Annotated in this window: 21 protein-coding genes and 1 tRNA gene; 15 read left to right on the top strand and 7 right to left on the bottom strand. The window is 36.6% G+C overall.

Features of this window, described 5'->3' with window-relative positions; translation table 11 throughout:
* Positions 1-113 precede the first annotated feature (113 nt).
* Both ilvC and ilvA read left to right on the top strand, forming a co-directional pair.
* The gene (gene ilvC, locus AsAng_RS12195) at positions 114-1,154 is read left to right on the top strand and encodes a ketol-acid reductoisomerase (protein WP_264793068.1); all 1,041 of its coding nucleotides are present in this window, start codon (positions 114-116) and stop codon (positions 1,152-1,154) included.
* A gap of 122 nt (positions 1,155-1,276) precedes the next feature.
* Positions 1,277-2,545, top strand: a complete 1,269-nt coding sequence (ilvA, locus tag AsAng_RS12190) for a threonine ammonia-lyase IlvA (RefSeq protein ID WP_264793067.1) — start codon at positions 1,277-1,279, stop codon at positions 2,543-2,545.
* A gap of 58 nt (positions 2,546-2,603) precedes the next feature.
* Here the strand turns inward: ilvA and AsAng_RS12185 are convergent.
* A tRNA-Arg gene (locus AsAng_RS12185) sits at positions 2,604-2,677 on the bottom strand.
* A 483-nt stretch (positions 2,678-3,160) separates the two neighbouring features.
* On the opposite strand from AsAng_RS12185, the gene AsAng_RS12180 reads away from it, so the two are divergent.
* Together AsAng_RS12180 and rlmD are read left to right on the top strand one after the other, a co-directional pair.
* The gene (locus AsAng_RS12180) at positions 3,161-3,667 is read left to right on the top strand and encodes a GNAT family N-acetyltransferase (RefSeq protein WP_264793066.1); all 507 of its coding nucleotides are present in this window, start codon (positions 3,161-3,163) and stop codon (positions 3,665-3,667) included.
* Positions 3,668-3,908: 241 nt separating this feature from the next.
* Positions 3,909-5,366 carry a 23S rRNA (uracil(1939)-C(5))-methyltransferase RlmD gene (gene rlmD / locus AsAng_RS12175; RefSeq protein WP_264793065.1) on the top strand — a complete coding sequence of 486 codons (1,458 nt, stop codon included), beginning with the start codon at positions 3,909-3,911 and terminating at the stop codon, positions 5,364-5,366.
* A 103-nt stretch (positions 5,367-5,469) separates the two neighbouring features.
* Here the strand turns inward: rlmD and AsAng_RS12170 are convergent, their stop codons facing one another.
* The 3 genes from AsAng_RS12170 to AsAng_RS12160 form a co-directional block, all read right to left on the bottom strand.
* On the bottom strand, positions 5,470-5,928 hold the full coding sequence (locus AsAng_RS12170) for an FKBP-type peptidyl-prolyl cis-trans isomerase (protein ID WP_264793064.1): 459 nt from the start codon (positions 5,926-5,928) through the stop codon (positions 5,470-5,472).
* Between the two features lie 29 nt (positions 5,929-5,957).
* The gene (locus tag AsAng_RS12165; RefSeq protein ID WP_264793063.1) at positions 5,958-6,986 is read right to left on the bottom strand and encodes an RluA family pseudouridine synthase; all 1,029 of its coding nucleotides are present in this window, start codon (positions 6,984-6,986) and stop codon (positions 5,958-5,960) included.
* A gap of 84 nt (positions 6,987-7,070) precedes the next feature.
* A complete protein-coding gene (locus tag AsAng_RS12160) occupies positions 7,071-7,538 on the bottom strand; it encodes a YdeI/OmpD-associated family protein (protein WP_264793062.1) in 468 nt (155 codons plus the stop codon).
* Between the two features lie 232 nt (positions 7,539-7,770).
* Between AsAng_RS12160 and def the strand changes: the two genes are divergently transcribed.
* The 3 genes from def to AsAng_RS12145 all read left to right on the top strand — a co-directional run bounded on the left by def (position 7,771) and on the right by AsAng_RS12145 (position 10,353).
* On the top strand, positions 7,771-8,334 hold the full coding sequence (gene def / locus AsAng_RS12155; protein WP_264793061.1) for a peptide deformylase: 564 nt from the start codon (positions 7,771-7,773) through the stop codon (positions 8,332-8,334).
* Positions 8,335-8,517: 183 nt separating this feature from the next.
* Positions 8,518-9,186, top strand: a complete 669-nt coding sequence (locus AsAng_RS12150) for a DUF4159 domain-containing protein (RefSeq protein ID WP_264793060.1) — start codon at positions 8,518-8,520, stop codon at positions 9,184-9,186.
* Between the two features lie 45 nt (positions 9,187-9,231).
* Positions 9,232-10,353, top strand: coding sequence for a hypothetical protein (locus tag AsAng_RS12145; protein WP_264793059.1), 1,122 nt, complete (start codon positions 9,232-9,234; stop codon positions 10,351-10,353).
* 80 nt (positions 10,354-10,433) lie between these two features.
* Here AsAng_RS12145 and AsAng_RS12140 read toward each other — a convergent pair whose 3' ends face one another.
* A complete protein-coding gene (locus AsAng_RS12140) occupies positions 10,434-11,633 on the bottom strand; it encodes an OmpA family protein (RefSeq protein WP_264793058.1) in 1,200 nt (399 codons plus the stop codon).
* A gap of 746 nt (positions 11,634-12,379) precedes the next feature.
* Here AsAng_RS12140 and AsAng_RS12135 point away from each other — a divergent pair.
* From AsAng_RS12135 to smc, 4 genes are all read left to right on the top strand, one after another.
* Entirely contained in the window at positions 12,380-13,657 is a 1,278-nt protein-coding gene (locus AsAng_RS12135) for an aspartate kinase (RefSeq protein ID WP_264793057.1), read from the top strand.
* A gap of 222 nt (positions 13,658-13,879) precedes the next feature.
* The gene (locus tag AsAng_RS12130; RefSeq protein WP_264793056.1) at positions 13,880-14,617 is read left to right on the top strand and encodes a hypothetical protein; all 738 of its coding nucleotides are present in this window, start codon (positions 13,880-13,882) and stop codon (positions 14,615-14,617) included.
* Between the two features lie 342 nt (positions 14,618-14,959).
* The gene (locus AsAng_RS12125; RefSeq protein ID WP_264793055.1) at positions 14,960-15,568 is read left to right on the top strand and encodes a hypothetical protein; all 609 of its coding nucleotides are present in this window, start codon (positions 14,960-14,962) and stop codon (positions 15,566-15,568) included.
* 221 nt (positions 15,569-15,789) lie between these two features.
* A complete protein-coding gene (gene smc, locus AsAng_RS12120) occupies positions 15,790-19,317 on the top strand; it encodes a chromosome segregation protein SMC (protein ID WP_264793054.1) in 3,528 nt (1,175 codons plus the stop codon).
* A gap of 112 nt (positions 19,318-19,429) precedes the next feature.
* Here the strand turns inward: smc and AsAng_RS12115 are convergent, their stop codons facing one another.
* Positions 19,430-20,869, bottom strand: a complete 1,440-nt coding sequence (locus AsAng_RS12115) for a pyridoxal phosphate-dependent decarboxylase family protein (protein ID WP_264793053.1) — start codon at positions 20,867-20,869, stop codon at positions 19,430-19,432.
* 37 nt (positions 20,870-20,906) lie between these two features.
* A complete protein-coding gene (gene msrA / locus AsAng_RS12110) occupies positions 20,907-21,440 on the bottom strand; it encodes a peptide-methionine (S)-S-oxide reductase MsrA (RefSeq protein WP_264793052.1) in 534 nt (177 codons plus the stop codon).
* Between the two features lie 457 nt (positions 21,441-21,897).
* Here msrA and AsAng_RS12105 point away from each other — a divergent pair, with 457 nt between their 5' ends.
* The 4 genes from AsAng_RS12105 to AsAng_RS12090 are packed head-to-tail and all read left to right on the top strand — an operon-like array spanning position 21,898 to position 26,098.
* On the top strand, positions 21,898-23,232 hold the full coding sequence (locus tag AsAng_RS12105; protein WP_264793051.1) for a UDP-glucose dehydrogenase family protein: 1,335 nt from the start codon (positions 21,898-21,900) through the stop codon (positions 23,230-23,232).
* A gap of 43 nt (positions 23,233-23,275) precedes the next feature.
* Positions 23,276-24,505, top strand: coding sequence for an AAA family ATPase (locus AsAng_RS12100; RefSeq protein WP_264793050.1), 1,230 nt, complete (start codon positions 23,276-23,278; stop codon positions 24,503-24,505).
* A complete protein-coding gene (locus AsAng_RS12095) occupies positions 24,499-25,146 on the top strand; it encodes a DUF4276 family protein (RefSeq protein WP_264793049.1) in 648 nt (215 codons plus the stop codon). The genes AsAng_RS12100 and AsAng_RS12095 overlap by 7 nt, the downstream gene beginning before the upstream one ends.
* Positions 25,147-25,153: 7 nt before the next feature.
* A complete protein-coding gene (locus AsAng_RS12090; RefSeq protein ID WP_264793048.1) occupies positions 25,154-26,098 on the top strand; it encodes a UDP-glucuronic acid decarboxylase family protein in 945 nt (314 codons plus the stop codon).
* The last annotated feature ends 43 nt before the right edge of the window (positions 26,099-26,141 follow it).

Below are 26,141 nucleotides of genomic sequence, written 5' to 3'. Positions count from 1 at the left end.
GATCAAAACATAGTTTTAGCTTAAACAGTACTTTATTAAGTATCCTTTACCTGTTTTGTCCTGTACTCAGAAAATAATCAACTATCTAATTTTTATCATAAAAAAAACAAAAAATGGCAAAGCTAAAATTCGGGACTGTAGAAGAAACCGTTGTAACTAGGGAAGAATTTCCACTAAAAAAAGCATTGGAAACCTTAAAAAATGAAACCATCGCCGTGATTGGTTATGGAGTACAAGGTCCAGGGCAAGCACTCAATCTTAGAGACAATGGTTTTAATGTGATTGTTGGGCAACGCCAAGCGTCAAAGAGCTGGGACAAAGCGCTTGGTGATGGCTGGGTTGCAGACAAAACACTGTTTTCTATAGAAGAAGCCTGTGAAAAAGCAAGTGTTGTAATGTATTTGCTTTCTGATGCAGGGCAAATTGACCAATGGAAAGTCATTAAACCCTTTCTTACTGCTGGAAAACTGCTTTATTTTTCCCATGGATTTGGGGTAACCTATAAAGAACAAACAAATATTATCCCTCCTAAAGACATTGATGTGGTTTTGGTAGCGCCCAAGGGCTCTGGTACCTCATTGCGCCGTTTGTTTGTAGAGGGGAAAGGCTTAAATTCTAGTTATGCAATCTTTCAAGATGCTACTGGTCAGGCATTGGAAAAAGCCTTGGCATTGGGCATTGGAATAGGTTCTGGTTATTTGTTTGAAACGGATTTTAGGAAAGAAGTTTATTCTGATTTAACAGGCGAAAGAGGGATGCTAATGGGAGCTTTGGCAGGTTTGTTTGAGGCTCAGTACAATGTCTTGCGCAAGAATGGACATAGCCCTTCAGAGGCATTTAATGAAACCGTTGAGGAATTGACACAGAGTTTAATGCCTTTGGTAGCAGAAAAGGGGATGGATTGGATGTTTGCCAATACCTCAACTACCGCTCAACGTGGTGCCTTGGATTGGAAAAATAAATTTAGAGATCTTAATACGCCATTGTTTGAAGATTTGTATGCTAGCGTTGCTAGTGGCAAAGAAGCGGCGATTGTTATTGAAGCAAACCAAAAAGAAAATTATAGAAAAAATCTAGAATTGGAACTTGCTGAAATTAATGCAAGTGAGCTTTGGCAAGCAGGAAAAACTGTTAGAGAACTGAGAGCCAAATAAGGAAGGAGGATAAAACTATGTTGTTCTTTTGTAAGGCTTGATTGTTTTGTAAAAGAATAGCATAGGTTTTTGTTTAAAGAAGGATTTAACATTACTCCGTTAATTTAAAATAGACTTATAAAATGAATACAATTCGCTCTCCAAAATATAAACCCAAACTATCTGATGTTGAGCATGCTCGCTCTCTGGTTAAAAAGATAGCCTTGCATACCCCCCTCAGTTATCCCAAGGGTATGGCAGAAAAATACGGGGCAAAAATTGGGCTAAAAAGAGAAGATTTACAAGTTGTTCGTTCCTACAAATTGAGAGGAGCTTATTATAAAATCGCAACGTTAACAAAACAAGATTTGACAAAAGGGGTGGTTTGTGCAAGTGCTGGCAACCATGCTCAAGGGGTAGCTTATGCCTGTCAACAATTGAAGATAAACGGGCATATTTTTATGCCCCTAACAACACCTCAACAAAAAGTAAATCAAGTGCGAATGTTTGGGGGGAAATTTGTTGAAATCCAATTGGTGGGAGACACTTTTGACGATAGTTTGGCGATGGCAAGGGCTCACTGCAAAGTAGCAAACGCCTCTTTTATTCACCCTTTTGATGACCCTAAGATTATTGAAGGGCAGGGAACGGTTGCTTTGGAAATTTTGGAAGACAGCTCTGAGCACATCGATTATTTAATCTTACCCGTAGGAGGTGGCGGCTTGGCGGCAGGGGTCTCTTCTGTTTTTAGAATGCTGAGTCCTACAACCAAAATTATAGGGGTAGAGCCAGCAGGTGCGGCATCTATGTCTTGGGCACTTCAAAAAAAAGAAGTTCGTTCGCTTCAACAGATAGACAAATTTGTAGATGGAGCAGCGGTTAAGCAGGTGGGGAAGTATACCTTTGATATTTGCCAAACGTCTTTGGATCGAATACTGACAATTCCCGAAGGGCTGATTTGTAAAACCATGTTGCAACTATACAATGAGGAAGCTATGGTGGTAGAGCCAGCAGGAGCTTTGAGTATTAGTGCTTTGCAGTTGTTACAAGATGAAATAAAAAACAAGATCGTTGTTTGTGTGGTTAGTGGAGGAAATAATGATATTGCTAGAATGGAAGAGATTCAGGAACGGGCCTTGTTGTATGAAGAGTTAAAGCATTATTTTATTGTCAATTTTCCACAGCGAGAAGGAGCTTTGCGTGAGTTTTTAATTCAGGTATTGGGTCCCCAAGATGACATTGTTTATTTTCAGTATATGAAAAAAAATAATCGCATAAAAGGACCTGCAATGGTTGGTATTGAATTAAAAAATAAAATTGATTTGGCGCCTTTGGTTGAGCGTATGAAGACAAAAAAATTCTTTGGACAATATCTAAATCACCATCCTGATTTGTTTCATTTTTTGGTCTAATAAATTAGGTTTTAAACCAATAAAAAAAGCCATCTAGAAATTCTAGATGGCTTTTGGGTGACTCGAACAGGATTCGAACCTGTGACCGTCTGCTTAGAAGGCAGATGCTCTATCCAGCTGAGCTATCGAGCCGAATTGCTTACTGTTGTTTCATTAAGCGATTGCAAATTTAGGATTTATTTGTGAATAAGCAAAAAAATATCCTTTTTTTTATGCATAAAAATGAAAAAAATAAAATTATCCTCTAGTGATGGCTTGATTACGAGGTCAATATCTTAACGATAAGAATTGAAAAAAAATTCCTTGAACAAGATTTTTTTTATTTTTCTCTAATCTCAGGGTTGGAAATTGTATATTTATAAGACTTGTGATTTATTCAAATGCTTTATTAGAACTTGGAGCAAAAGAAAAAGTGGTTCTTTGACAAATTGTGTGCTAATCGTAAAATGTAAGGTAAAATGCTTCTATTTTGGGATATTAGAGCCTAGGCTACCTTGTTTTTAGATCACTAAATCTAATACCCAAACGGCATAATTAAAGACGTTAATTAAAATTTTCACATAATTTGTTAAAGAGCGGAAAAAGTAAATGAAGCACTAACAAAAACAAATACTTATGAATATCATATCTGTTATGTTTGCCTCTCCAGCCTATGATGAGTTGGTAGCAATGCGAATCAATACACTTTATGAACCACTAAATGCTGAAATTACCATTGAGGATTTTGCAGAAGAGTATAAAGATGTACATTTGGTCGTTTATAACAATCAAAATTTACTCATTGGAGGAGTGGTTGCCAAGGTCTGCGAGGAAGAGGATGAATTTTTGAATAAACGAAAGATATGTTTGTTGCGTCAGGTGGTTGTAAAAAAGGATTTGCAAGGGTTGGGAGTAGGACGAGATATGTTGGCTTCTTTAGAAAAAATGTTGATTGATAAAGGATACAAAGAAATTCGATTGTATGCTCATGTTGGAGCGTTAGATTTTTATGCTAAACTAGGCTATGTCAAGCACGGCAAGGAGTTTACAGGCAATGGGATCAAGCAGCATATTATGAAGAAAAAAATACAGAAAAAATCTACCAAATTGGATAAGCTCGAAGCAGAGGGCACGGCGTATTGATTGGCTGATCTTTTAGCACCAATTTATGGCACGCCAAGTAAGGAAGCAGAATTGATTATACGCTAAATTTACAATTATTAGTTCTGCTTAGTTGCTTAAGTAAAGCGCTTAAAAAGAAAACAAAAGTAGAAAGTAGTGCAGATGTTAGAATATCAGCAGACTACTTTCTACTTTTGTGGTTTTATTTTAATAATTTATGATACTTTGACGATTTTTAGAAGTATTGAACCTATAGATAGAAGTGAATACAAATACAATACGAATTAAGAAGGGGGCAGTCCTTGAGCATATTTTGATTGAAGATGTGGCCTTTGGTGGAGAAGGTATTGCCAAACTGAAAACAGAGCAGGGAGATTATGTTTTGTTTGTCAAAAATAGTTTGCCTGGACAGACTGTCAATGCTAAAATTATAAAAAAGAAAAAACGCTTTGCCAAGTGTAAATTGGTAAAGGTGATTCAGGCATCAGAGGATGAAATCAAATTGCCCTATCAGCCAATTCCTGGTGCACCCTTTGCTCGACTCCCCATCCAAAAACAAGAGTATTATAAAGAACATTCTACCTTAGAAATGTTTAAGCGGTTGAGTGGTGTGGATAAAATTCGAGAGTTGTATGAGTCTTATATTAGTTCGCCATTGGTTTGGCATTACAGAAACAAAATGGAATATTCCTTTTCTACTTTAATTTCTGAATTGGGAACAGGAGAGGAGTCGGAAGGTTTTGCGCTTGGATTTAAACGTAGAGGACAATGGTGGGCCGTAGAGAATTTAGAAGCAGATTCTGGTTTGTTTGATGCTCAGTTAGAGGGGGCAATGCTCCAAATTAGACAACATTGCGAGCAAACGAATTTACCAGCGTGGAATCCTGCTAAAAGCGAGGGCTTTTTTAGGTTTTTGGTTGTGCGTAAGAGTTATGTATATGACGAACTGCTTTTTAATTTGGTGACAACAAGCAAAGATCTCGATCAATTTGATAAAATGGGCTTCGTTGCACTGTTGCAAGGCATCTTGGGGAAACGTCTAGCGGGCGTTATTCATACCATTAATGACGAAATTGGCGATGTTGCTAAGCAACCTGCGGAGCAATCTACCGTCTTGTATGGCAAAGAGAAAATTGTAGAAAATGTCTTAGGGTTAGATTTTGAAATTAGTATGCAAAGCTTTTTTCAAACCAACCCCAAATGTGCCGAAAAATTATACGCAAAAGTAATTGAGTATGTTCGTGCTGGAATGGAAAGTTCTGGAACAACCAATGCTGTTGCAATGGATTTATTTTGCGGAACAGGAACGATTGCGCAACTATTGGCAAACGATGAAAATATTGATCAAGTAATAGGGGTTGATATTGTTGCAGAGGCAATTGCTGATGCTAAAGAAAATACAAAGCGCAATGGAATTGAAGGAATTAAATTCTATGCTGCTGACGTGCGCAAATTTTTATACGATTATCCTCAATACAAAGGAAAAATAGGAACCATTGTTTTGGATCCACCAAGAGGGGGAATTGTACCCAAAGCCCTACAACGAATTATTGAACTGGGGGCAAAATCTATTGTTTATGTTTCTTGTAATCCTTCTACACAGGCACGGGATACCATGACATTAATGGAAGCAGGATATGCCGTTAAGCGTTTTTGTTTGGCAGATCAATTCCCACATACAGCGCATATAGAAAGTATCGCCTTGTTTGAGAAACAATAATCTAATAGGGTTTCTTCACGCAACGTAATATTGAGAAATAAGAATAAAAAAATGAGGCTCTCCTTTTGGGAAGCCTCATTTTTTATTGCTTTAAAAGTTATTTTTAATTTTGAACACTGATTAGTTCAATGTCAAACATAATTGGCGTATTAGGACCAATTAAACCTGAACCACTAGCACCATAAGCCAAGTGAGATGGGATTAATAACTTGCCTTTTCCCCCTGCTTTAAAATGAGGAACACCATATTGCCAGCCTTTGATGACCCCTGTTAGGGTATTGGTGTAAGGAGCCTTTCCTTCCGAGCTGTCGAAAACCGTCCCATCCAATAATCTTCCTGTATAATGAATGGTTACCGTGCTATAAACGCCAGCGGGCTGTTCTCCTGTCCCCACAACATCCATGGTATAATACAAACCATCTTGTGCTTCAATAGCCGTTAGGTTATGGTCTTTGATATACTGTTGGATAGCAGCTTCATCCTGAGCTTTGTAATCGGTATTGCAGCTCGAAAAAGAGCTACCTAAAATAACAAAAATAATTCCTAAAAATAATGACTTCATTGTATCGGTTTTTGATCTAAATTATCCAGCTATTTGAGCTTCAATCTTCCCTGTGTGTAAGACCTCCAACGCTCTAAAACAGCATTAAAATCTTCTGGCAAATCAGAATCCTGCGCTATAAATTCTCCTGTACTTGGATGCACTAAGCCAATTGATTTGGCGTGTAAAGCCTGTCTTGGAAGTAGTTTGAAACAGTTAAAGACAAAATGTTTGTATTTGCTAAATACGGTTCCTTTTACTACTCGATCACCGCCATATTCTACATCTCCAAAAAGTGGATGCCCAATATGCTTGAAGTGGACTCTAATCTGGTGTGTACGTCCCGTTTCTAGACGGCATTCTACCAACGTAACATAGCCCAAGCGTTCCAATACTTTGTAATGGGTAACCGCATGTTTTCCTCGTTCGCCATCTGGATAAACGTGTCGAAGCTTACGATGGCGGGGGTGACGATCAATATTTCCTGTAATAGTCCCTTCATCTTCTTCCAAATCTCCCCAAACTAAGGCCTGATAACGGCGCTCGATGCTGTGATCAAAAAACTGCTTGGCAATATCAGACATTGCTTCTTCAGTCTTAGCAACGATCATTAGCCCTGTTGTATTTTTATCAATTCTATGAACGATTCCAGGACGTTCGTTGTCTTGAGTAATTGGCAATCCTTTTAGGTAATGCACCAATCCGTTGACCAAGGTGCCATCTGGGTTGCCGATCCCTGGATGTACTACTAAGCCCGCAGGTTTGTGTAAGATCAAGAAATCGTCATCTTCATAACGAATGTCTAAATCCATTTCTTGAGGAATTGGACCACCTTCTGTTTTTTGTCGTTTCCAGCGAACCTTAATCTCGTGACCAGGCTTAACTTTATGATTGCTTTTTATTTGTTTATCATTGACCAATACCCAGCCCTCATCAATCGCTTTTTGGACGCGATTTCTAGTCACGTTCTCTAGTCTACCCATTAAAAATTTATCCAATCTCAGCGGTTCTTGACCTGGATCAGCTACAAAGGTTTGTAGTAGGTAAACTTCGTTGTTTATAATTTTTTCTTCTTTCATAATCTTACAAAGATACGCATTTAGATGACTAATTACGCAAGGAAGTTCATGAAAAAAAATTGCTAGTTGAATTAGGAAGCTAATTTACAACGGAGTTTTTATTGACTTTTGGAGCAATTCGATAGCCTTGAGGGTACGCCGTTCTTTGGTACTTTCTCGTTTGGCCGAAGTGATATAATTGGCGTATTCTTTTTGGCAAGTATAAGAAAGCGTTTTAAAAAAATTAGCTGCTTTTTGTTCTGTTTCAAAAGCTTTTTGCAAGTGGGGAGGAATTTCGACAACCCTCGCTGCTGTGTCTAGCCATAATTCAACGTTGATATGATCTCCAATTTGTTTGTTTATGGCTAATCGAATATCCTTTCTAACAATTAAAATATGAGAGCTAGTTTTCATTCGAACAAGCGTTCCTCTATAGCTTTCTTGTCCTTCGAAGAGAACGGCTACTTTAGGGCGTTTAGCCCCCATTTCTTTTTCTACATCAAAAGGAACAAGAACAAATGCGCCTCCTCTATCAGATGCTTGTATAATGGCAGAAAATTGATGTTTTTTCATAAAAAATGCTTGGTCAATAATTAAAAAATTAACGATAATGCTCTAATTAACGATTCTTAAATTCTAAGGAAGTGTTATACTAACAAAAAATGTTCTTATATTTGCATCCTATTTTGAGTAGGGAAGACAGCTTTGTTTTTTGAGGAATGTTGTAATAGCTAAAAAATGACTATTTAACCAATCAAAAATAATACTCTACTCATCGTTTCCAAGTTAAAAATAGCAATCAAAAATGAAATTACCAATATATGCCTATGGGCATCCCATTCTAAGAAAAGAGACAGAAGAAATAGACGAAAACTATCCTGATTTAAAAAAATTATTGGCTGATATGTTTGAAACAATGTATCATACCAAGGGAATGGGATTAGCAGCTCCTCAAATTGGTCGGAATATTCGAATATTTTTGGTAGATACAGAGCAGTTGGATACAGAAGATAGAGAGGAAGAAGCTAGTGAGTATATTAAAGAAGTCTTTATTAATCCAATTATAATGGATGAATCTGGCAAACGCTGGGAATATGAGGAAGGTTGTTTGAGTATTCCTGATGTTCGTGGAAATGTGGCTCGTCAACCCAAAGTAAGGATAGAATATTACGATGCTAATTTTGAACTTCAAGATAAAATTTTTGATGGTATAACAGCTCGTGTTATCCAGCATGAATACGATCATTTGGAGGGCGTTTTGTTTGTGGATTTATTAAAACCTCTAAAAAAGCGTTTTGTTAAGAAACGTTTGGACAAAATTAAAAAAGGGCAAATTCAAGCGGATTATAAATTGGTTTTTGCAAGGTAATTTGTGCGAATGCCAATTCAGAATAAAATGCCAATCGATCTCAAATAAGAAAGGTTGGAGCAATAAATATTGTTAGCATAACTTTAAAATCTTAGCAAAGAACATGAATTGTTGCTAAGATTTTTTAGTTTAGGAAGGTATAAACAGCTTCACTAAGCAGAATTGATTAATACAAATAAAACTATGAAATATACAGGATTGTTGACGGCTTTACTAATAAGCATTTTTTCTTTTTCGTTTAGCACTTTGGAGAATGCTCCTGCTCTAAAATTTGGTCTGCTCAAATATAATGGAGGAGGGGATTGGTATTCTAATCCAACGGCTTTGCCTAATTTGGCAAAGTTCTGCAATGAAAAATTGCATACCAATATTGATCCCAATTACGAAACGATAGATGTAGGGAGTGCCGAAATTTTTAATTATTCTTTTGTTCATATGACAGGACATGGAAATGTTGTGTTTTCGGAGGCAGATGCTGAAAATTTGCGTTTGTATCTACAGTCGGGCGGTTTTTTGCACATTGATGATAATTATGGAATGGATCCTTTTGTTAGAATTGCAATGAAACAAGTATTTCCAGAATTGGAATGGGTAGAATTGCCTTTCTCTCATGAAATTTATCACAAGACCTTTGAATTTAAAACAGGCATTCCTAAAATTCATAAGCACGATGGCAAGCCTGCACAAGGTTTTGCTTTGGTCTGGGAAGGAAGAGTCGTTTGTTTTTATAGCTATGAAACGGATTTGGGCGATGGCTGGGAAGATCAAGAAGTGCACAATGATACCGAAGAAATGCGCATCAAAGCATTACAAATGGGAGCAAATATTGTACAGTTTGCTTATGAGCAATAATGAACAAAAGGAAAAATCTTTTTAATCCAAAAATGTAAGTTAGACATGAATGAATTTAAAATAGTGATTCTTTCTTTTTTTTGCTGGACAATTCACCTGTCCTTGTTCGGTCAAACAATTACGCCCCATACGACTTTTCATAGCACAAAAGCGCAGTCTGTTGTCAATGTTGAAGATGACTTATATTTGCGCTTTGATATGGGCAAATCGTTTGAGGCAATTGCTCAAGAACGAGGGATAGAGAATCCAGAAAAAATCTATGGGCAAGTTAAGATTTATTTGGAAGAACTAGAGGTTTCAACAGGCACAATTGCCTTGGCGGAATCTCATATGATGGCACTTCAAGAATTTGATTTGGTTTTTAGTGTGGTGATGAAACAATTTCATAGTTTGGCAATGGAACATAAAGCAGCGTGGACAGTCAAAGATGATTTATTAATTAATGCAATTGCACAGCCTAATAATACCATGAATGCATGGATGAAGGCAATTGCAGCTAGAGCCATTGATGAGCAATCACATGCCGTAAAGGTGGAACTTTATTTGATTGATGACATCCAGCAGCCTGAACAAATAGGAGCGGCTGTTTGCACAGGGAAATTTAGTTTGAAGGTAAAGAAAAATGCTTTACAGCCTTTGTATGGTACCAAAATTCCTGTCTTGCACCGTCCAACTCCCGATCAAGGTATTACCAGTGATTTACATCAAAAAAATCTAGGAAAAATGCTTTGGTCTACTGCTTTTATTGAAGAAAAAGAACCATCGACCAAGGCGCTCCAAACTGATTTTAAAGTTTCTGAAAAGACGGTCATTCATGGGCGTGTATATTTGCCCAAATCGATTCGAAATATTGGAGCAGGAGTAGGACAAGATAAAATTTGTACGGTGGTGGCTACTTATTATATAGATGATGTTTTGATCGAAACGATAGACTATCCTCTGGAGGCAAGCATTTGCCAAAAAGCAACCACCCTGCCTTTGTTTTTGGGAGAAGAAACGACTAAGGATAAAATGCCTAATACCTTAACTGCTCCTTTCGTAAACTGGCTTGATCAACTAGAAGCTGGTAAGCATGAAATTAAAGTGGTTTTAAATTTTGATTACCAAGAAACGGGTAAGAAAATAAGGCAACCTTTGGCGACCTCTAAATTTACGATAGTGATTTGATATTGATTAAGCAACTGTAAAAAAGCCCCTTTAAAAATTCTAGAATTTTTAAAGGGGCTTTGTATTACGAGCATTCAAAATTACTTATACCGAGACGAAATATCCGTAATAATAATCTCAACGCGTTGGTTTCGGCGTTGTCCATCTTTGGTTTTATTATCTCCAATGGGTTTTCGTTTGCCATAGCCTTTGTAGCCCATTCTATCTTGTTGAATTCCTTCTTTTCTGAGAAAAGCGACCACATTTTTGGCACGTAAAGTAGATAATTTGTCGCAATAGTCATCTGGCGGAAGACCATTGGTGTGCCCTCCAATTTCTAAAGCGAGCTTAGGGTTGTTTTTTAAGAACTGATACAATCCTAGCAAGACCTTTTTCCCATTTCTAGAGATAGAGGCAGAATCTGCTTGAAAATAAAGATTTTCCAACCTGAATTTATGCCCAACTTTAAGCTCCTTAGCTACAATTTTGCTAGGGTCAAAGTTTCCTTTATCAACTGTCGTAATATTTTGAGCAGAAGTATTGGGTTTCGTATTAACCTCTAATGGATCTTTTGTTGGTTTAATATTGATTTTAGGATCAGTTTTTGGGTTTTTTGGTGTTTCTTTGGGCGTATTTTCAGCAATTGGATTATTATCCGTTGGGATTTCGCAAGAGAAAATTTCAGAAGCATTATCAATTAGGATATTTCCATTGTACCAAGAAAAGGTAGGCGTTTTGTAATAAGCCTCAATGCAAATAAAATGGTAATCATTATTTTTGGGATTAAATTCAAACTCGTAGGCTCGCCAATCAGAGTGTTCAACAGGTTCTTTGAGTTCGTCCAAAAGCTCTGCTCGATCACATTCATTATTGCCTCCCCAGATGCGAAGTACTAAACCTTTGTTAAAATTAGTAGGTTGACTTTGGTTTTTTTTCGTTGGGCTCATATAGGTCGTTGATCGACAAGCTTGCAACGAAAATTTATAACAGGCTCCTTTTTGAAGAGGATCTGTCAAGCGTTGAGCAACGGCTTCCCAAGTTTTGTTATCTCGGCTGACTAAGCCAACAAAGGTACGCCCGTCTTGTGCAGGGCGAGTAACATTAAATCCTCCATACGGCTGTATATCAGGGGGCGATTCTTGGCTATGTCCACAATCTATCCACCCATCTGGAGTTCTTCCAGCACGAGGTTGATCTTCAAAAGATGGATTTTCTAAATAAATTACTTGTGTTTTTTGGGCTTGTGCGGTTCCCACACTTAATAACAATAAGATAGATAGTATGGCTAATAACTTATGCATATACAAATTTGTCTAGTCTTTTGGATCAATAAAAGTTAAGCGTATTAATTGGTTAGAAGTTGTGTTTGAACATCATTTACTGTTAACACGAGGCTATGTTTTTTACTACTTTCTAGATAATGAGCTAATTTATTAACATTAATTCTAAAAATATGCCAAAACAACAATTATTAATAGTTGTTCGCAAGAACTTTAGCACACCGTGTACTAAGTAGTTTAGTATTTTTACAGTAAATTTTGGTTGCTGTTGAGGCGACTCGGAACTTGATTGCCTTAGCTATCAGACGAGAACACAACAAAAACAGCGAGTAAAAGATACGCTTAAAAATATTGAAAACTTTATTACACGATATATTTAGTAGTCTTATAACATAATCTTGCGACAAAAGTAACAAAGTTATCAGCTCTATTAAAATCAATTCTACAAATAAATATGAGAAAAGGATTAATTAGTCAATTTTGGGGGACAGAGAGAATAATTGCCCAAGAAAGAAACGTGACTTGGGTGGGCAAAGAATCAAAAGAAATAAGCGAATGAACAAAATTAAATAAAAAAAAATTGGCGCTTTAGGCTTTAGATTTATCTTTGCTAAAGGACAGGATGATCTGTCCAAACTAACAATAGACTCTATTCTGATAATCAACAAATTTTATTAATACGTATATGAATTGCCAATCAGACGGGAATGAGAAAAATCATTCCTAGTACTTTGGTTTTTAAAAAAAATTTTAATTCTTAATGACAAATGATGCGAGTATTTAAATTTGGAGGAGCGTCAATCAAAGATGCAGACTCCATTAGAAATGTGGCAAGTATTGTGCGTCGCTACAACAGCGACCAATTGACAATTATCATTTCTGCTTCTGGAAAGACAACCAATGCTATGGAAGAAGTATTGACTGCTTATTGGAAGAAACAAACCAGTGAAATGAAAGCCTGCTTGGATAAGGTCAAGAAGAATCATAAACAGATTATGGACGATTTGTTCGATACGGCACAACATGCTATATACAGTGAGGTTCATGATATATTTGTTGATTTAGATTGGATTCTAGAAGAGGAACCCCAAGATGAATTTGATTATTTATACGACCAAATCGTAAGCACAGGAGAGCTTTTGTCAACAAAAATTGTTAGTGCCTACCTTAATGAAATAGGATTAGCGACAACTTGGTTGGACGTTAGAGATTGCATTCGAACGGATAACACCTATAGAGATGCTAATATTAATTGGCAAGAAACAGAAGCGGCTATTCAAGCAAGGGTTCCTGCTTTAATGGCAAAGGGCTTGGTGGTAACGCAAGGCTTTTTAGGGGGAACAACAGAGAATTTTACGACTACTTTAGGGCGAGAGGGGTCTGACTTTACAGCGGCTATTTTCTCTTATTGCTTAGATGCCCAAGATATGTCTATTTGGAAAGATGTCCCAGGTGTTTTAACTGCGGATCCTCGTTTGTTTGATGATACAGAACTTGTTGAGCAGCTTTCTTATGCTGAGGCAATCGAAATGACCTATTATGGTGCGCAGGTTATTCATCCTAAAACAATACGACCTTTACAAAATAAAAAAATTCCATTGTACGTAAAGTCTTTTGTTAATCCTGAAGGAGTTGGAACCGCAATTGGCGCTTTTGATATAACGGAATACCCTCCAATGATTGTTGTAAAGAAGAATCAAGCGCTTTTGCGCATGGTGTCCAAAGATTTCTTTTTTGTAGATGAAGCAAAGTTTTCTAAACTCTTTGAGGCACTTGCTAACCGCCGAATTAAGGTGAATATGACTCAGAATACAGCCCTTGCTTTTTCGGTTTGTGTTAATGATGTACCCAACAAAATTAATCAATTGGTTGCGGACTTAGAAGCTAATTATGAGGTTGAAAAAATTGAAAACCTTAAGTTGGTTACCATTCGCCATTCTTCTGCCAAACTTTTTGACCAAATTGTTGGTGAACGAAAGATATTTTTAGAAGAAAAGATTGGTTCTAATATTCAATTGGTTATGGGCAAGGATGAAGTGCTGTAAGTGATTTTTGTTCAAAACCTTCTTTTAAATAAGTTAAGAAAGTTTTAAAAACGGAATCATTTTTGAATCGAATACGTTAAAGGAAAGGTAAATTAATGGAAGTATTTATGTAACTAATATAACTATTCGCCTTACAATAATACAACATTATTTACCGTTCCTTAAAAAGAGCTTCTCTAGAAGTTCGTTTTTTTACCCAGAATAAAAACAATATATCTAAGTATGAAAAGAGCAATGTTATTTTTTGCGCTGTTTTTAGTTGCAAATACCACTTTTGCACAAACAAAATCTGATAAAACATTAGTGAAAACAATGGATCCTCAAGGGACTTCTTCGATTAATTTCGATTTCCGAAATAAGGGAGTAGAAGCAGAGCCATGGGATGAAGGTTTTATTCGTGTAGAATTAGAGATTACAGCTAATTTCCCAGAAGCAGTTTTGGCACAGTTGGTTAAAGCTGGACGTTACACTTTGTCTTCATCGGTTGAAGGCGAAACATTTAATATTCAGGCAGAAAACCTAGATAAGGCGGTCTCAATTGGTGGTAAAGACTTAGATGATCAGGTTCGTATTTATATTCAAACACCAGGGTATTATGCGGTTGCAGATGGTGTGCTTCAGAAAAATTTTCCTGGGGAAATGGTAGAAGAGGTTGTTGGAAGAGCAACCGATATGAAAGAGGCTGCTAAAATGATAAAGAAGATGCGCCAAATTAAGGAAAAGGTGGATGTTAAATATCGATTTATTTATAAAAAAGATAAAAGCAAGGACAAAGGAGGAGATAAAGAAGCTAGCAAAATGGACCCTGCTATGACCAAAGAAAAAGCAGGAGATGAAAACTCAGGTTTTATCCAAGGCAAGAAAAAGACACTGTCTCCCAATTCTACACTCAAAGAGGTAGAAGCAATGTATGGCGATATTATTATAGGAGGAATTTCCTTGGATAATTTTGACGATTAGGGGATGGGGTAGAACCTTAATTTATAATTTGGGACTAATTAATAAAGTCCTAATATAATTTTTTTAGTTCAAATTTTTTCTTTATTTTAGGAATTCACCAAATGTTTAACATCACTCTACCCAATAGTTTTTGTAAGGATTAAAATTAAGTTAGCTTTTAGCTATTTTTAGAGCATTTCACTTCTAGACTTTAGCCTCCCATTATAGCTTATTTGGAGTATAAAATATGGGCGTGAAACAATTTAAAATCTAACATTCAGTATAAAAAACAATATTGTTTAAATTTTAAAAACATCAGGTAGAGTAATTTAACATTTATACCTATAAAAAAACATGACGATCATGAAAGTATTTTCTTTTCTTTTTGCATTTCTTCTTGTAAGTTCTGCTTCTTTTGCACAAGAATCTGATAAAACTTTAGTAAAAACCTTGAATCCTTTGGAGTGTCCAAATGTACAAATTGACATCCAAAATAAAGGAATGGATTCAGAACCTTGGGATGAAGGGACAATCCGAGTTCAATTAGAAATTAAAGCTAATATTCCGAATGCTGTTTTGGCACAATTGGTTAAAGCTGGTCGCTATTCTATTGATGGAGGAAAAGACGGTGAAACTTATATCGTTTCTGCTCCCAATCTAAGCAAAGCTATTTCAATTGGTGGAAAAGATTTAGAAGAAGAAATTAAAATCCACGTACAAACTCCAGGTTACTTTGCCTTAAATGATGCGGGGATGTTGTCTAAAGAAATCAATGAAGAAACTATTGCTGCTCGTTCTAACAATGCAGAGGAAGCTGCTGCTATGATCAAAAAAATGAAGGCAATCAAAGAAGATTTGAACATGGAGGTAAAAGTTGTTTCTACCTCTAAGTACAAAGGCGAAGTAGATTTGTCTAAATACAAATTGGTGATTGATGGCAAGGAAATTACTGCAGATCAAATTGAGTTTTAGTCATTGCAAAATATTCAGCTAGAATTAATTTCTAGTACTAAAAAGTCATTTTCGATACTTATTCGAAGGTGACTTTTTTTGTTGTTTATACCAAAAAATCCTTTAGGCTGATTATCTTTGCAAGCTTTCAAAAAAAGTAAAGATGGGCTATTGCCTATTGGTAGATCTTGATACAAGTTGTAATTTTTTGATAACAAAAAATGCTAGATAAATACAATTAAATGCGTTTAAAAAGTTTAGAGATAAAAGGTTTTAAGAGTTTTGCAGATCGTACGGTCATCAATTTTGGCGAGGACGTAATCGGTATTGTTGGTTCGAATGGATGTGGGAAATCTAATATTGTGGATGCAATTCGTTGGGTGCTTGGTGAGCAAAAAACAAGTCAATTGCGTTCGGAGAGCATGACAAGTGTGATTTTTAATGGAACCAAAGGTAGAAAGGCTTCGGGCTTGGCTGAGGTAACGCTTACTTTTATCAATGATAAGGGGATTTTACCCCTAGAATATCAGGAAGTGTCCATTAAACGGATCTTGTATAAGGATGGTTCTAGCGAATATCAACTAAATGGGGTGAAATGTCGTCTGAAAGATATTTCTAATTTATTGGTAGATACGGGAATGGGCTCAGATTCTTATGCAATTATTGCACTGGGAATGGTGGATGACTTGTTGCAGGATAAGGACAATTCTCGCCTTAAGTTATTTGAACAGGCAGCGGGAATTTCTAAATATAAAATTCGAAAAAAAGAAACGTTTAATAAGCTAAAAGCTACAGAAGCAGATTTATCTAGGGTAGAAGATTTATTATTTGAAATTCAAAAAAATCTAAAAAGCTTAGAGCGCCAAGCTAAACGAGCGAAGCGTTATTTTGAATTAAAAGATGAATATCGTCGCTTAAGTTTGGAGTTGAGCTATTTTAAAATTGCGGAATGCAAAAAGAATTATAAAGAACTTGATGTTCAACTAGAGGTAGAACGAAAAGCCAAAAAGGAACTGGATTTGTCGATCGAAACTCTTGAAAAACGAGTTGAGAGAGGGCGGACAGGAAATTTGGAGAAAGAGCAGGAGTTGGCTAGCAGTCAGAAAAAATTAAATAGTTTAGTTGGAAAAATAAAAGGCAAGGAGAATGATAAAAAAATTCTCGCTCAAAAGACTTTGTTTTTACAGCAGAACAATGAAAAATTAGATGAGCGTATTGCTTCGAATCGAAAAAGAATTGCCGAAACGGAGAAAAATATTGAATTGCAGAGTGAGCAATTGGATGAGGAATATAAAAAAGGGAAGGCATTGAGTCTTCAATTGGAAGAAGCAAAAGCAATTTTAGAAAAAATAAGAGGGCAACATGGCTCAACAAAAAGAGAGTTAGAAGAGTTTGTTATCCAACAAAAGGTACTGAATAATTCAGCTTTTGAGCAAGAAAAAAGAGCGGCAATACTCCAGAATCAGGAAGAATCCGCACTTAGAAACATCGAACGATTAAACCAAAATCTAGAACAGCGAACCGTAGAGGTAAAAGGAATTACAGAGCAGGCTAGTCAATTGGAAGCTGCTCAAAAAGAGCAGGAGGAAGTCATTGATAAAATGAAAATAGAAGAGGAGGTTCGAAAGAAAAATTTAGAAAAAACAGAGTTAGAATTAGAAACAGCTAAAGAAAACTTAAGTCTTAAAAATAGAAAATTAGATGCCAAGCGCAATGAGTATAAGTTGCTAAAGAGTTTGGTAGAAAATATGGATGGCTTTTCAGAATCCATCAAATTCTTGAATAAAAATCAATCTTGGTCGGATAATGCGCCTTTGTTATCAGATATTTTTTATTGTGAACCGACTTATAGGGCTGCGGTGGAGAATTATCTGGAGGCTTATTTGAGTTATTATGTAGTGCAGAATTTTACAGAGGCATTGCAGGCGATTGAATTATTGGATCAAAACCAGAAGGGAAAGGCTAATTTTTTCTTATTGGATCAATTTCCAGAACAAGACGCTCCATCCAATACTTCTAATAAAGGCGTTTGGGCTTTAGATGTTTTAACTTATGATGCTCGTTATCAGGCTTTAGCTGAATACCTGTTGGGCAATGTGTATATTGTTGAAGAAAAGGTTGGGGTGGAAGAGTTGGATAGCCGTACAATTTGGTTGACTCAAGATGGAAAATTTACGCAGCGAGGATATTCTGTGAGAGGGGGATCGGTAGGAGCATTTGAAGGTAAGAAGATTGGGCGTAAGAAAAATTTGGAGTTGCTCGAAACACAAATAGAGGCTTTGAGCGAAGAGGCTCAAATAATGGACAACTTGGTAAAGGATTTACGACTTGCGCAGCAAAATTTGCGACAAGCAAACCAACAATTTGAAATACAAAAGCTAGAAAAGCAACTTAACAATACCGTTCGTCAGGCTATTACCATTAAGTCCAAATTAGACAGCTTTGAATTGTTTCGAAAAGAAACCGAGGATCAAAAAGCAACTTACCATAAGCAAATAACAGCACATCAGCAAGAGCAAAAAATGGTTCAATCACAGTTGACACGATTGCAGAAAGAGCTGTTGGAACTTAAGACAACTGTTTCAGAAAAGGATGCTTCTGTTCAAGATATTGCTCAGGGTATGGCTGAGGCTTCTTCTAATTATAATAAAAAACACATTGAACAAGTTCGGCACCAAAATGGAATGGCTTCCATAGAGAAAGAACTTGATTTTTGTCATCGTCAATACAAAGAACTTAAAGATCAGCGGAAGCGAGATGAGGAAATTCTAAATGAATCTGGTGGCGATTTAGTAGCTACACAAAAAGAAATTGAAGTAGCTAGCCAACAGTTGCACGAATGGTACGAAGTCAAAAAGGAATACCAAGAAGCAGTAGTGGTGGCAGAAAAGGCTTATTTCAAGGCAAGGAGTGATATGTCGGATACCGAAAAAGAGCTGAGAGAAAAACAACGAAAGCAGACGCAGCAATTGGAATTGTTGGGAAAACTGGACAACAAGTTTAATGAGGTTAAAATGCAACTGACTTCTATTGCCGAGCGTTTGAATATGGAGTTTGAAATCAAAATTAATGATTTGGTTAATGAAACGCCTAATCCTGAATTTGAAGAAGCGGTTTTGGAGTCTAATGTAGCGCAGTTGCGTGGTCGTCTAACGAATTATGGGCCCATTAATCCCATGGCGATTGAAGCTTATGACGAAATTCAGGATCGGAATAAATTGATTGTTGAACAACGGGACGACTTAATCAAATCAAAAGAAAATTTGATGGCTACCATTTCCGAAATTGAGTCCAAGGCAACAGAGCGATTTATGGCAGCATTTAACCAAGCCAGAACCTATTTTATACAGGTATTCCGAAGCTTATTTCATGAAGATGATACCTGTGATTTGAAATTAACAGCACCAGAAACACCTTTAGAATCAAAAATAGAAATTGTTGCTAAACCTAAAGGAAAACGCCCACTTTCCATCAATCAACTATCGGGAGGAGAAAAAACCTTAACGGCTACGGCTTTGTTATTTTCTTTGTATTTATTAAAACCTGCGCCTTTCTGTATTTTTGATGAGGTGGATGCTCCATTGGATGATGCCAATATTGCCAAGTTTAATAATATTGTAAAGGATTTTTCTAAGAATTCTCAGTTTGTTATTGTAACCCATAATAAAAAGACCATGGAGGCAGTGGATATTATGTATGGAGTGACAATGGTTAAGGGAATTTCTAGGGTTGTGCCTGTTGACTTCCGTGAAATGGAGACGGTTACTTAATGTTGTAATTGTAGAAAGGGCAGGATGAGGTTTTTAGTGTTGGTAATTTGAAGATAAAACAACGTGGATTATCTTCAAATTACCAACGATGCTAAAGTATGGCAACAAGCAATTAGCAAGGCTCATTCTCAGTCAACGTACGAAGTACCTGCAAAAGCTGATTAATGGTATCTAAATGCGTTCTAAAAGAAAGCACAGCCAAGCGTAAATAAACCAGTCCATCAATGGTAGTAGAAGAAATGAATACCGTTCCCTCTTCTTTTACTCGATTGGTTAGTGCTAGATTGTAAGCGTTGGCATCTCCTGTTTTGGGCACATAGCGATAGGTCATTACGGACAAATCGGGATAGCATCCTACCTCAAAACCTTCGATTTTTTGCACCGCTTCATAAAAATAACGACAGAGCCAAATTTTCTCACTCAAACAGGCTCTAAAGGGAGCCACTCCAAAAAGTTGCAAAGGGAGCCACATGCGCAATCCCCGAAATGGTTTGGTTAGTTCAGGAGATAAATCAGCAGGAGAAAGTTCTTCTATATCATCAAAGGCATCCTGCAAATAATTAGCCTCCATATGTTGAGAATCGTAGAGCCATTTGGCATTTCGAACCAATACGGCACCACTGCCATAAGGCAAAAATAAACCTTTGTGTGGGTCAATAACGATAGAATCTGCTCGTTCTATACCCTTTAGTTGGGCATTCACTTCTTCCGAAAGAATAAAAAATCCTCCGTAGGCTCCATCCACATGAAACCACAGGTTTTGAGCTTCACAAATATCGGCAATCGCATTTAGGGGGTCGATAGCTCCTGTATCGGTTGTTCCAGCAGATGCAATCACAAGAAAAGGGATCAGCCCTGCTTTTTTATCCTCAGCAATGGTTGTTGCTAAAGCTTGCGCATCCATTCTAAAATTTTGATCCATTGGAATATTGCGTTGAATCGCTTCATAAAGACCGCTAATCTTAATCGCTTTTCGAGTACAATGATGAACCTGTGCGGTAGAATAAATAACAACTCGCTCAAAATCTTTGGATTTTAATTGTTTGTGGTCTCTTGCCGTTGTTACAGCAATGAGATTAGCAATAGAGCCTCCAGAAGTCAAGTTGCCCCCAGCTTCTGCTGGAAAACCAAACAAATCACACATCCAACGCAGCAATAGATTCTCTATGCGGACAGCTCCAGGACTACCATAGAATACCCCTGCATAGCGATTGGTAATATCTGCTAAATAATCGCCTAAGGACGCAGGGTAAATCCCGCCACCAGGAATATAGGCAATATGCCCTCCCGAAGCAGGATTAAGGCCAGGACGATCTACATTGTTTTGAATGAGTTCAATTGCTTTTTCCAAACCGATGCCCGTTTCACTAATGGGAAAGTCCCATACTTTTTTTCCTTTATCTGGCGTTACTTCGTAGGCTTTTAGTGTCTTGATGTTTTCTAAAAACTGTTCGCTATAATCAACAACGGCTGTTCGCATTTTTTTGCGTTCAGAAGCAGTAGGTTCTAGAGGATTGGCTAATTTTTCGAGCGCTTTTATTTTTTCTAGCATAATATGGTAAATGCCTTTTATGGCGTAGTTTGGCTAATTATGATTTCAGTTTAGTCGCAAATTTCTGGCGAAATTTCTTGACTTTTGGTCCAACAACAGCACTGCAATAGGGATTTTCTCCATGAAGGTTAAAGTAATCGGTGTGGTAATCTTCTGCTGGATAAAATTGACTAAAGGCAGTGATTTCCGTTACAATAGGTTGGCTAAATAGTGTTGCTGCTGCCTGTTTAGATGCTTCCGCTGCATTTTTTTGGGCTTCGTTGTGATAATAAATAGCAGAGCGATACTGTGTGCCAATATCGTTGCCTTGGCGATTGAGTTGAGTGGGGTCATGAGCATACCAAAGCGCTTCCAATAGTTCTTGGTAAGAAATTATAGTAGGATCAAAATGGATCTGCAACACTTCAGCATGTCCTGTTGTTCCTGTACAAACTTCTTTGTAAGTTGGCTGATCTACATGACCGCCAGAATATCCTGAGGCGACTTTATGTACTCCTTTTAAATCTTGAAACATAGCCTCTGTACACCAAAAACAACCTGCTCCAAATGTTGCTATTTCTGTATTTTTCATAGTTATAATTAATGTTTTTTACCTAATTTATAGTTGGCGTAATCTATAACAAAAAAGGATAAGGTTTTGATTTGTTATAGTGAAAAATAAGTCAACGAATTTTATTGGTACGTTGGAATAAAAGTATCAAAAATATTAAAGAGAAATGGGCAATAAGCAAAATAAAAGTTGCGTTTATAAAATAAAATATTTTACTTTGTACTTCAAAGTACTTTTAGTGTTTGAGCGTGAAACCAAACAATTCATAAATAGGGGAAAAGAGTCATAATCTAATAACCTGTAATTTTTTATTCTCAATATTAAAAATGTATCTTTGCCAAGTTCGTAACTAAGAGTTAAAAATAAAAGCATTATCCTTATATTTAACTGGTAAATTTCTTGAATAAAAAATATAGAATAATGACCTTTTAATAGCGCTGATAAGTCCATAAACTATAAACTAATTAAATAAGAAATAATGAATATAACAATCATAGGAACAGGATATGTGGGGTTGGTTACAGGAACTTGTTTTGCTGAAACAGGAAACCAAGTTGTTTGTGTTGATATTGATGCGGCAAAAGTTGCCAAAATGAAATCTGGAATTATTCCTATTTTTGAGCCTGGTTTGTCTGTTTTGTTTGAGCGAAACACCAATAATGGTCGTTTAACCTTTACAACCAACTTGGCTGAAGCAGTTGAAACGGCAGAAATCATATTTTTAGCTTTACCTACTCCTCCAGGGGCAGATGGCTCAGCAGATTTGTCTTATGTTCTTGGGGTTGCCAAGCAATTGAGTACGATGATTACAAAATACACGGTAATTGTTGACAAAAGTACGGTACCTGTTGGAACAGCTGAGAAAGTAGAAGCGCTTCTTGCCCAAAATTTAGACCATGATTTATTTGATGTAGTCTCTAATCCTGAATTTTTGAGAGAGGGAGTTGCTGTAGATGATTTCTTGAAACCTGATAGAGTTGTTATTGGAACGTCTTCTGATCGTGCTCGCCAAGTAATGGAACGTTTGTATCAACCTTTTGTTCGTCAAGGAAATCCTATTTTCTTTATGGATGAGCGTTCTGCCGAAGTAACTAAATATGCCGCCAATTCTTATTTGGCAACTCGTATTTCATTTATGAATGAAATTGCGAACCTTTGCGAATTGGTAGGGGCTAATGTAGACAATGTAAGAAGAGGAATGGGAGCAGATGGAAGAATTGGTAAGCGTTTCTTGTTTGCTGGAATTGGTTATGGTGGTAGCTGTTTTCCTAAGGATGTAAAGGCACTGGCTAAAACGGCTGGCGATTATGGATATGATTTTCAGATTCTAAAATCTGTCATGGAGGTTAATCAAAAACAAAAATTGCGCTTGGTCGAAAAGATGAACGCTTATTACGATGGAAATCTTGAAGGCAAGGTAGTTGCTATGTGGGGATTGGCTTTTAAACCCAATACAGATGACATTCGTGAAGCACCTGCTTTGGAAGCAATTGAACAATTGTTAGCGGCTGGAGCAACCGTTCAAGCATTTGATCCTGAGGCAATGGAAAACGTCAAAGCAATTTATGGAGATAAAATTACCTTTGTAAATTCTAAATATGATGCGACCAAAAATGCAGATTGTTTGGCAATTATGACGGAATGGAATGAGTTTAGAACGCCCGACTTTGGAGAACTAAAACAACAATTGACCGATGCTGTGATTTTTGATGGCAGAAATCTATATGATTTGGATGTGGTCAAAGGAGCTGGATTGACTTATATGAGCATTGGTCGTTTGGACATTAATGTTGCCATAAAGCAAGAATCGTAGCGTTAAACAATATAGCACCGCTAACTTAAAATTTATAACAAATATGTTAAAACGAGTTACCTTAGAAAATTTCTTTTCTTTTGGAGCGTCTACTACCATAGCGCTTAATCCTGATGTTAATATCTTGGTGGGTATTAATGGAAGTGGAAAGTCTAATTTCTTAAAGGCTATTCGTTTGTTGCATGAGGCAGTTGCTGGACAAGGCTTTGAAAAAACTTTCTTGCAAGAATGGGGGGGCTTTGCTAATGTTGCTAATGTTTGTGGAGGAAAGAAGGATTATATCAAGTTGAGTTATGTTTTTAGTTTTAATGTATTAGAATACCAAGGAGAGAAGGAAGAGGATTGGACGAATGATCGTTATGATAGTACTTATGAAATAAAAATACATAGATTAGGGGCAACTGGTTATTATTTTGAAGAACGTTTAATTTCTAAAAATGGAGCATTAGCTCCATCGGAATTTATTGCAATGCACAATAATAAAGGTAAATTACTTTTGTTATTAGATGCTGAAGCAGAAAGCGGGGAACTAATTGATTATCCAAACGAAAAAATACCTTATTCTTTTTCAGGATCGGAGTTAATTTTGCGACAAATTGACCGTAATATTAATTTATACACAGCTTTAAAAGATGCCATTGAAAAACTATCCATTTACGATTATTTCAGCACGGCATCTAATAGCGTCATTCGTCAGCCTAGTATTTTTGGAACAGAAGAAAAGTTACTTCCAACAGGTGAAAATTTAAATTCGATTATCCAAAAGCTAAAGAACAATCATTCTTTAGAATATGAGAAAATAGAAAAACTATTAGGGGATATTAATCCTAATTTTAAAGACATTACCTTTAACTTATTTGGTTCAAAGAGCTATTTATTATTACGAGAAAAGAATTTAGCAAATGCGATTTCCATTGAACACCTTTCGGATGGTACCTTGCGTTACTTGTTATTTTTAGCCATTTTTTACAATCCCAATAGGGGGAAAGCAATTTGTATCGATGAGCCCGAAACAGGCTTGCATCCAGATATGATTAATACCGTTTCGGATTCGATCAAGCATGCCTCAAAGGATACACAGTTATTTATTGCTACGCATTCTCCATTATTGCTCAATGCTTTTGATTTGGAAGATATTTTGATCTTTGAGAAAGATGAAAAGAATCAAACTAAAGTCCTTAGAAAAACTGAAGAGGATTTTGCAGAATGGAACGACGACTATTTAGTAGGACAATTATGGCTAAATGGTCAAATTGGGGGTAAAAGATGGTAAGTGTAACTATTTATATGGAAGGAGGTGTATTGCCCCACGCTAATATTCCTGCTGCTACTATAAATAATAGTAATCGTTTGAGAGAGGGATTTAATAAACTTTTTCGACAGATTTTTGCCGTTGAAGATTTTGATTTAAAAATAGAAATGGGGAGTGGAGAGAAACAAGCGGCTGTTTTTTTTAAGGAATCGATTAAGCGAGGAGAAGCAGCAGTTTTATTGCTAGATGTTTATAAGCATAAAGGGAAAATATCCAAATTAGAAGAATTTGGTTTGGCAAATAATAGCCAGCAAGTATTTTTTATGGTTAGAGAGATGGAAGCTTGGATTTTATCTCAGTTGGATGTTTTGGAGAAATTTGGAACGTTAGAAAATTTAATTCGACAAAAGCCAACTATAGCGTTAAAGGAAGATAAATCTTTGCAAGGCATCGCAATTAAAGATATTGATAAGCCAAGTGATACCTTAAAAGTATTATTGGGACGATATTATAAGAATAGAAGAGGTAAGAAACAAAAATATGGGAAGCTAAAGAATGCTCCAGCAATGATTGAATTATTAGATATAAAGTCTTTGAGGGATAGCTTTGAAGATGTTGAAAATCTAATTCTTTATATTCAACGTAAAAAAGAAATAAATTAAAACAAACATGAAACGGGTATTAATAACAGGGGCGGCAGGTTTTTTAGGATCTCATTTGTGCGATCGATTTATAGCAGAGGGCTGTCATGTAATTGGAATGGATAATTTGATTACAGGTAGCATGGATAACTTAGAACACCTTTTTAAGTTGCCACAATTTGAATTTTATCATCATGATGTAAGCAAGTTTGTTCATGTGTCTGGTGATTTGGATTACATCCTTCATTTTGCTTCTCCAGCTAGTCCAATTGACTATTTGCGTATTCCTATCCAAACCTTAAAAGTGGGCTCTCTTGGAACTCATAATTTGTTGGGATTGGCAAAGGCTAAAAACGCTAGAATTTTGGTTGCTTCGACATCTGAAGTCTATGGCGATCCATTGGTACATCCACAAACAGAAGATTATTGGGGCAATGTAAATCCCATTGGACCAAGAGGTGTTTACGATGAAGCAAAGCGTTTTCAGGAAGCGATTACAATGGCTTATAATACTTATCATGGTTTGGAAACGCGTATTGTTCGAATTTTTAACACCTATGGACCACGTATGCGAGTAGACGATGGGCGTGTATTGCCTGCTTTTTTCTCACAAGCTATTCAGGGTAAGGAGTTAACTATTTTTGGTGATGGTTCTCAAACACGTTCTTTTTGTTATGTAGATGATTTGGTAGAAGGAATTTATCGTTTGTTGTTAAGCGATTGTTCTATGCCTGTTAATATTGGGAATCCAGATGAGATTACCATTGGTGAATTTGCAGAAGAAGTATTGGATTTGGTAGGCAATGGTACCTTGTCTTATCACCCCTTGCCTGTAAACGATCCGAAAAGACGTCGTCCAGATATTACAAAAGCCAAGGAAGTATTGGGATGGGAGCCAAGAGTTGACCGAGCAGAAGGAATCCGTAGAACGTATGAGTATTTCAAAAAAGTAGTGCCTGCCACAGCGACATAATTGCTAGGAATAATAGGTTCATTAGCAAAAAATGAGCGTTAAG

The sequence above is a fragment of the Aureispira anguillae genome (assembly GCF_026000115.1).
Taxonomy (GTDB): Bacteria; Bacteroidota; Bacteroidia; order Chitinophagales; family Saprospiraceae; genus Aureispira; species Aureispira anguillae.
Note: the sequence above shows the minus strand (reverse complement) of the source record. Positions and strands in the feature narration are given on the sequence as shown.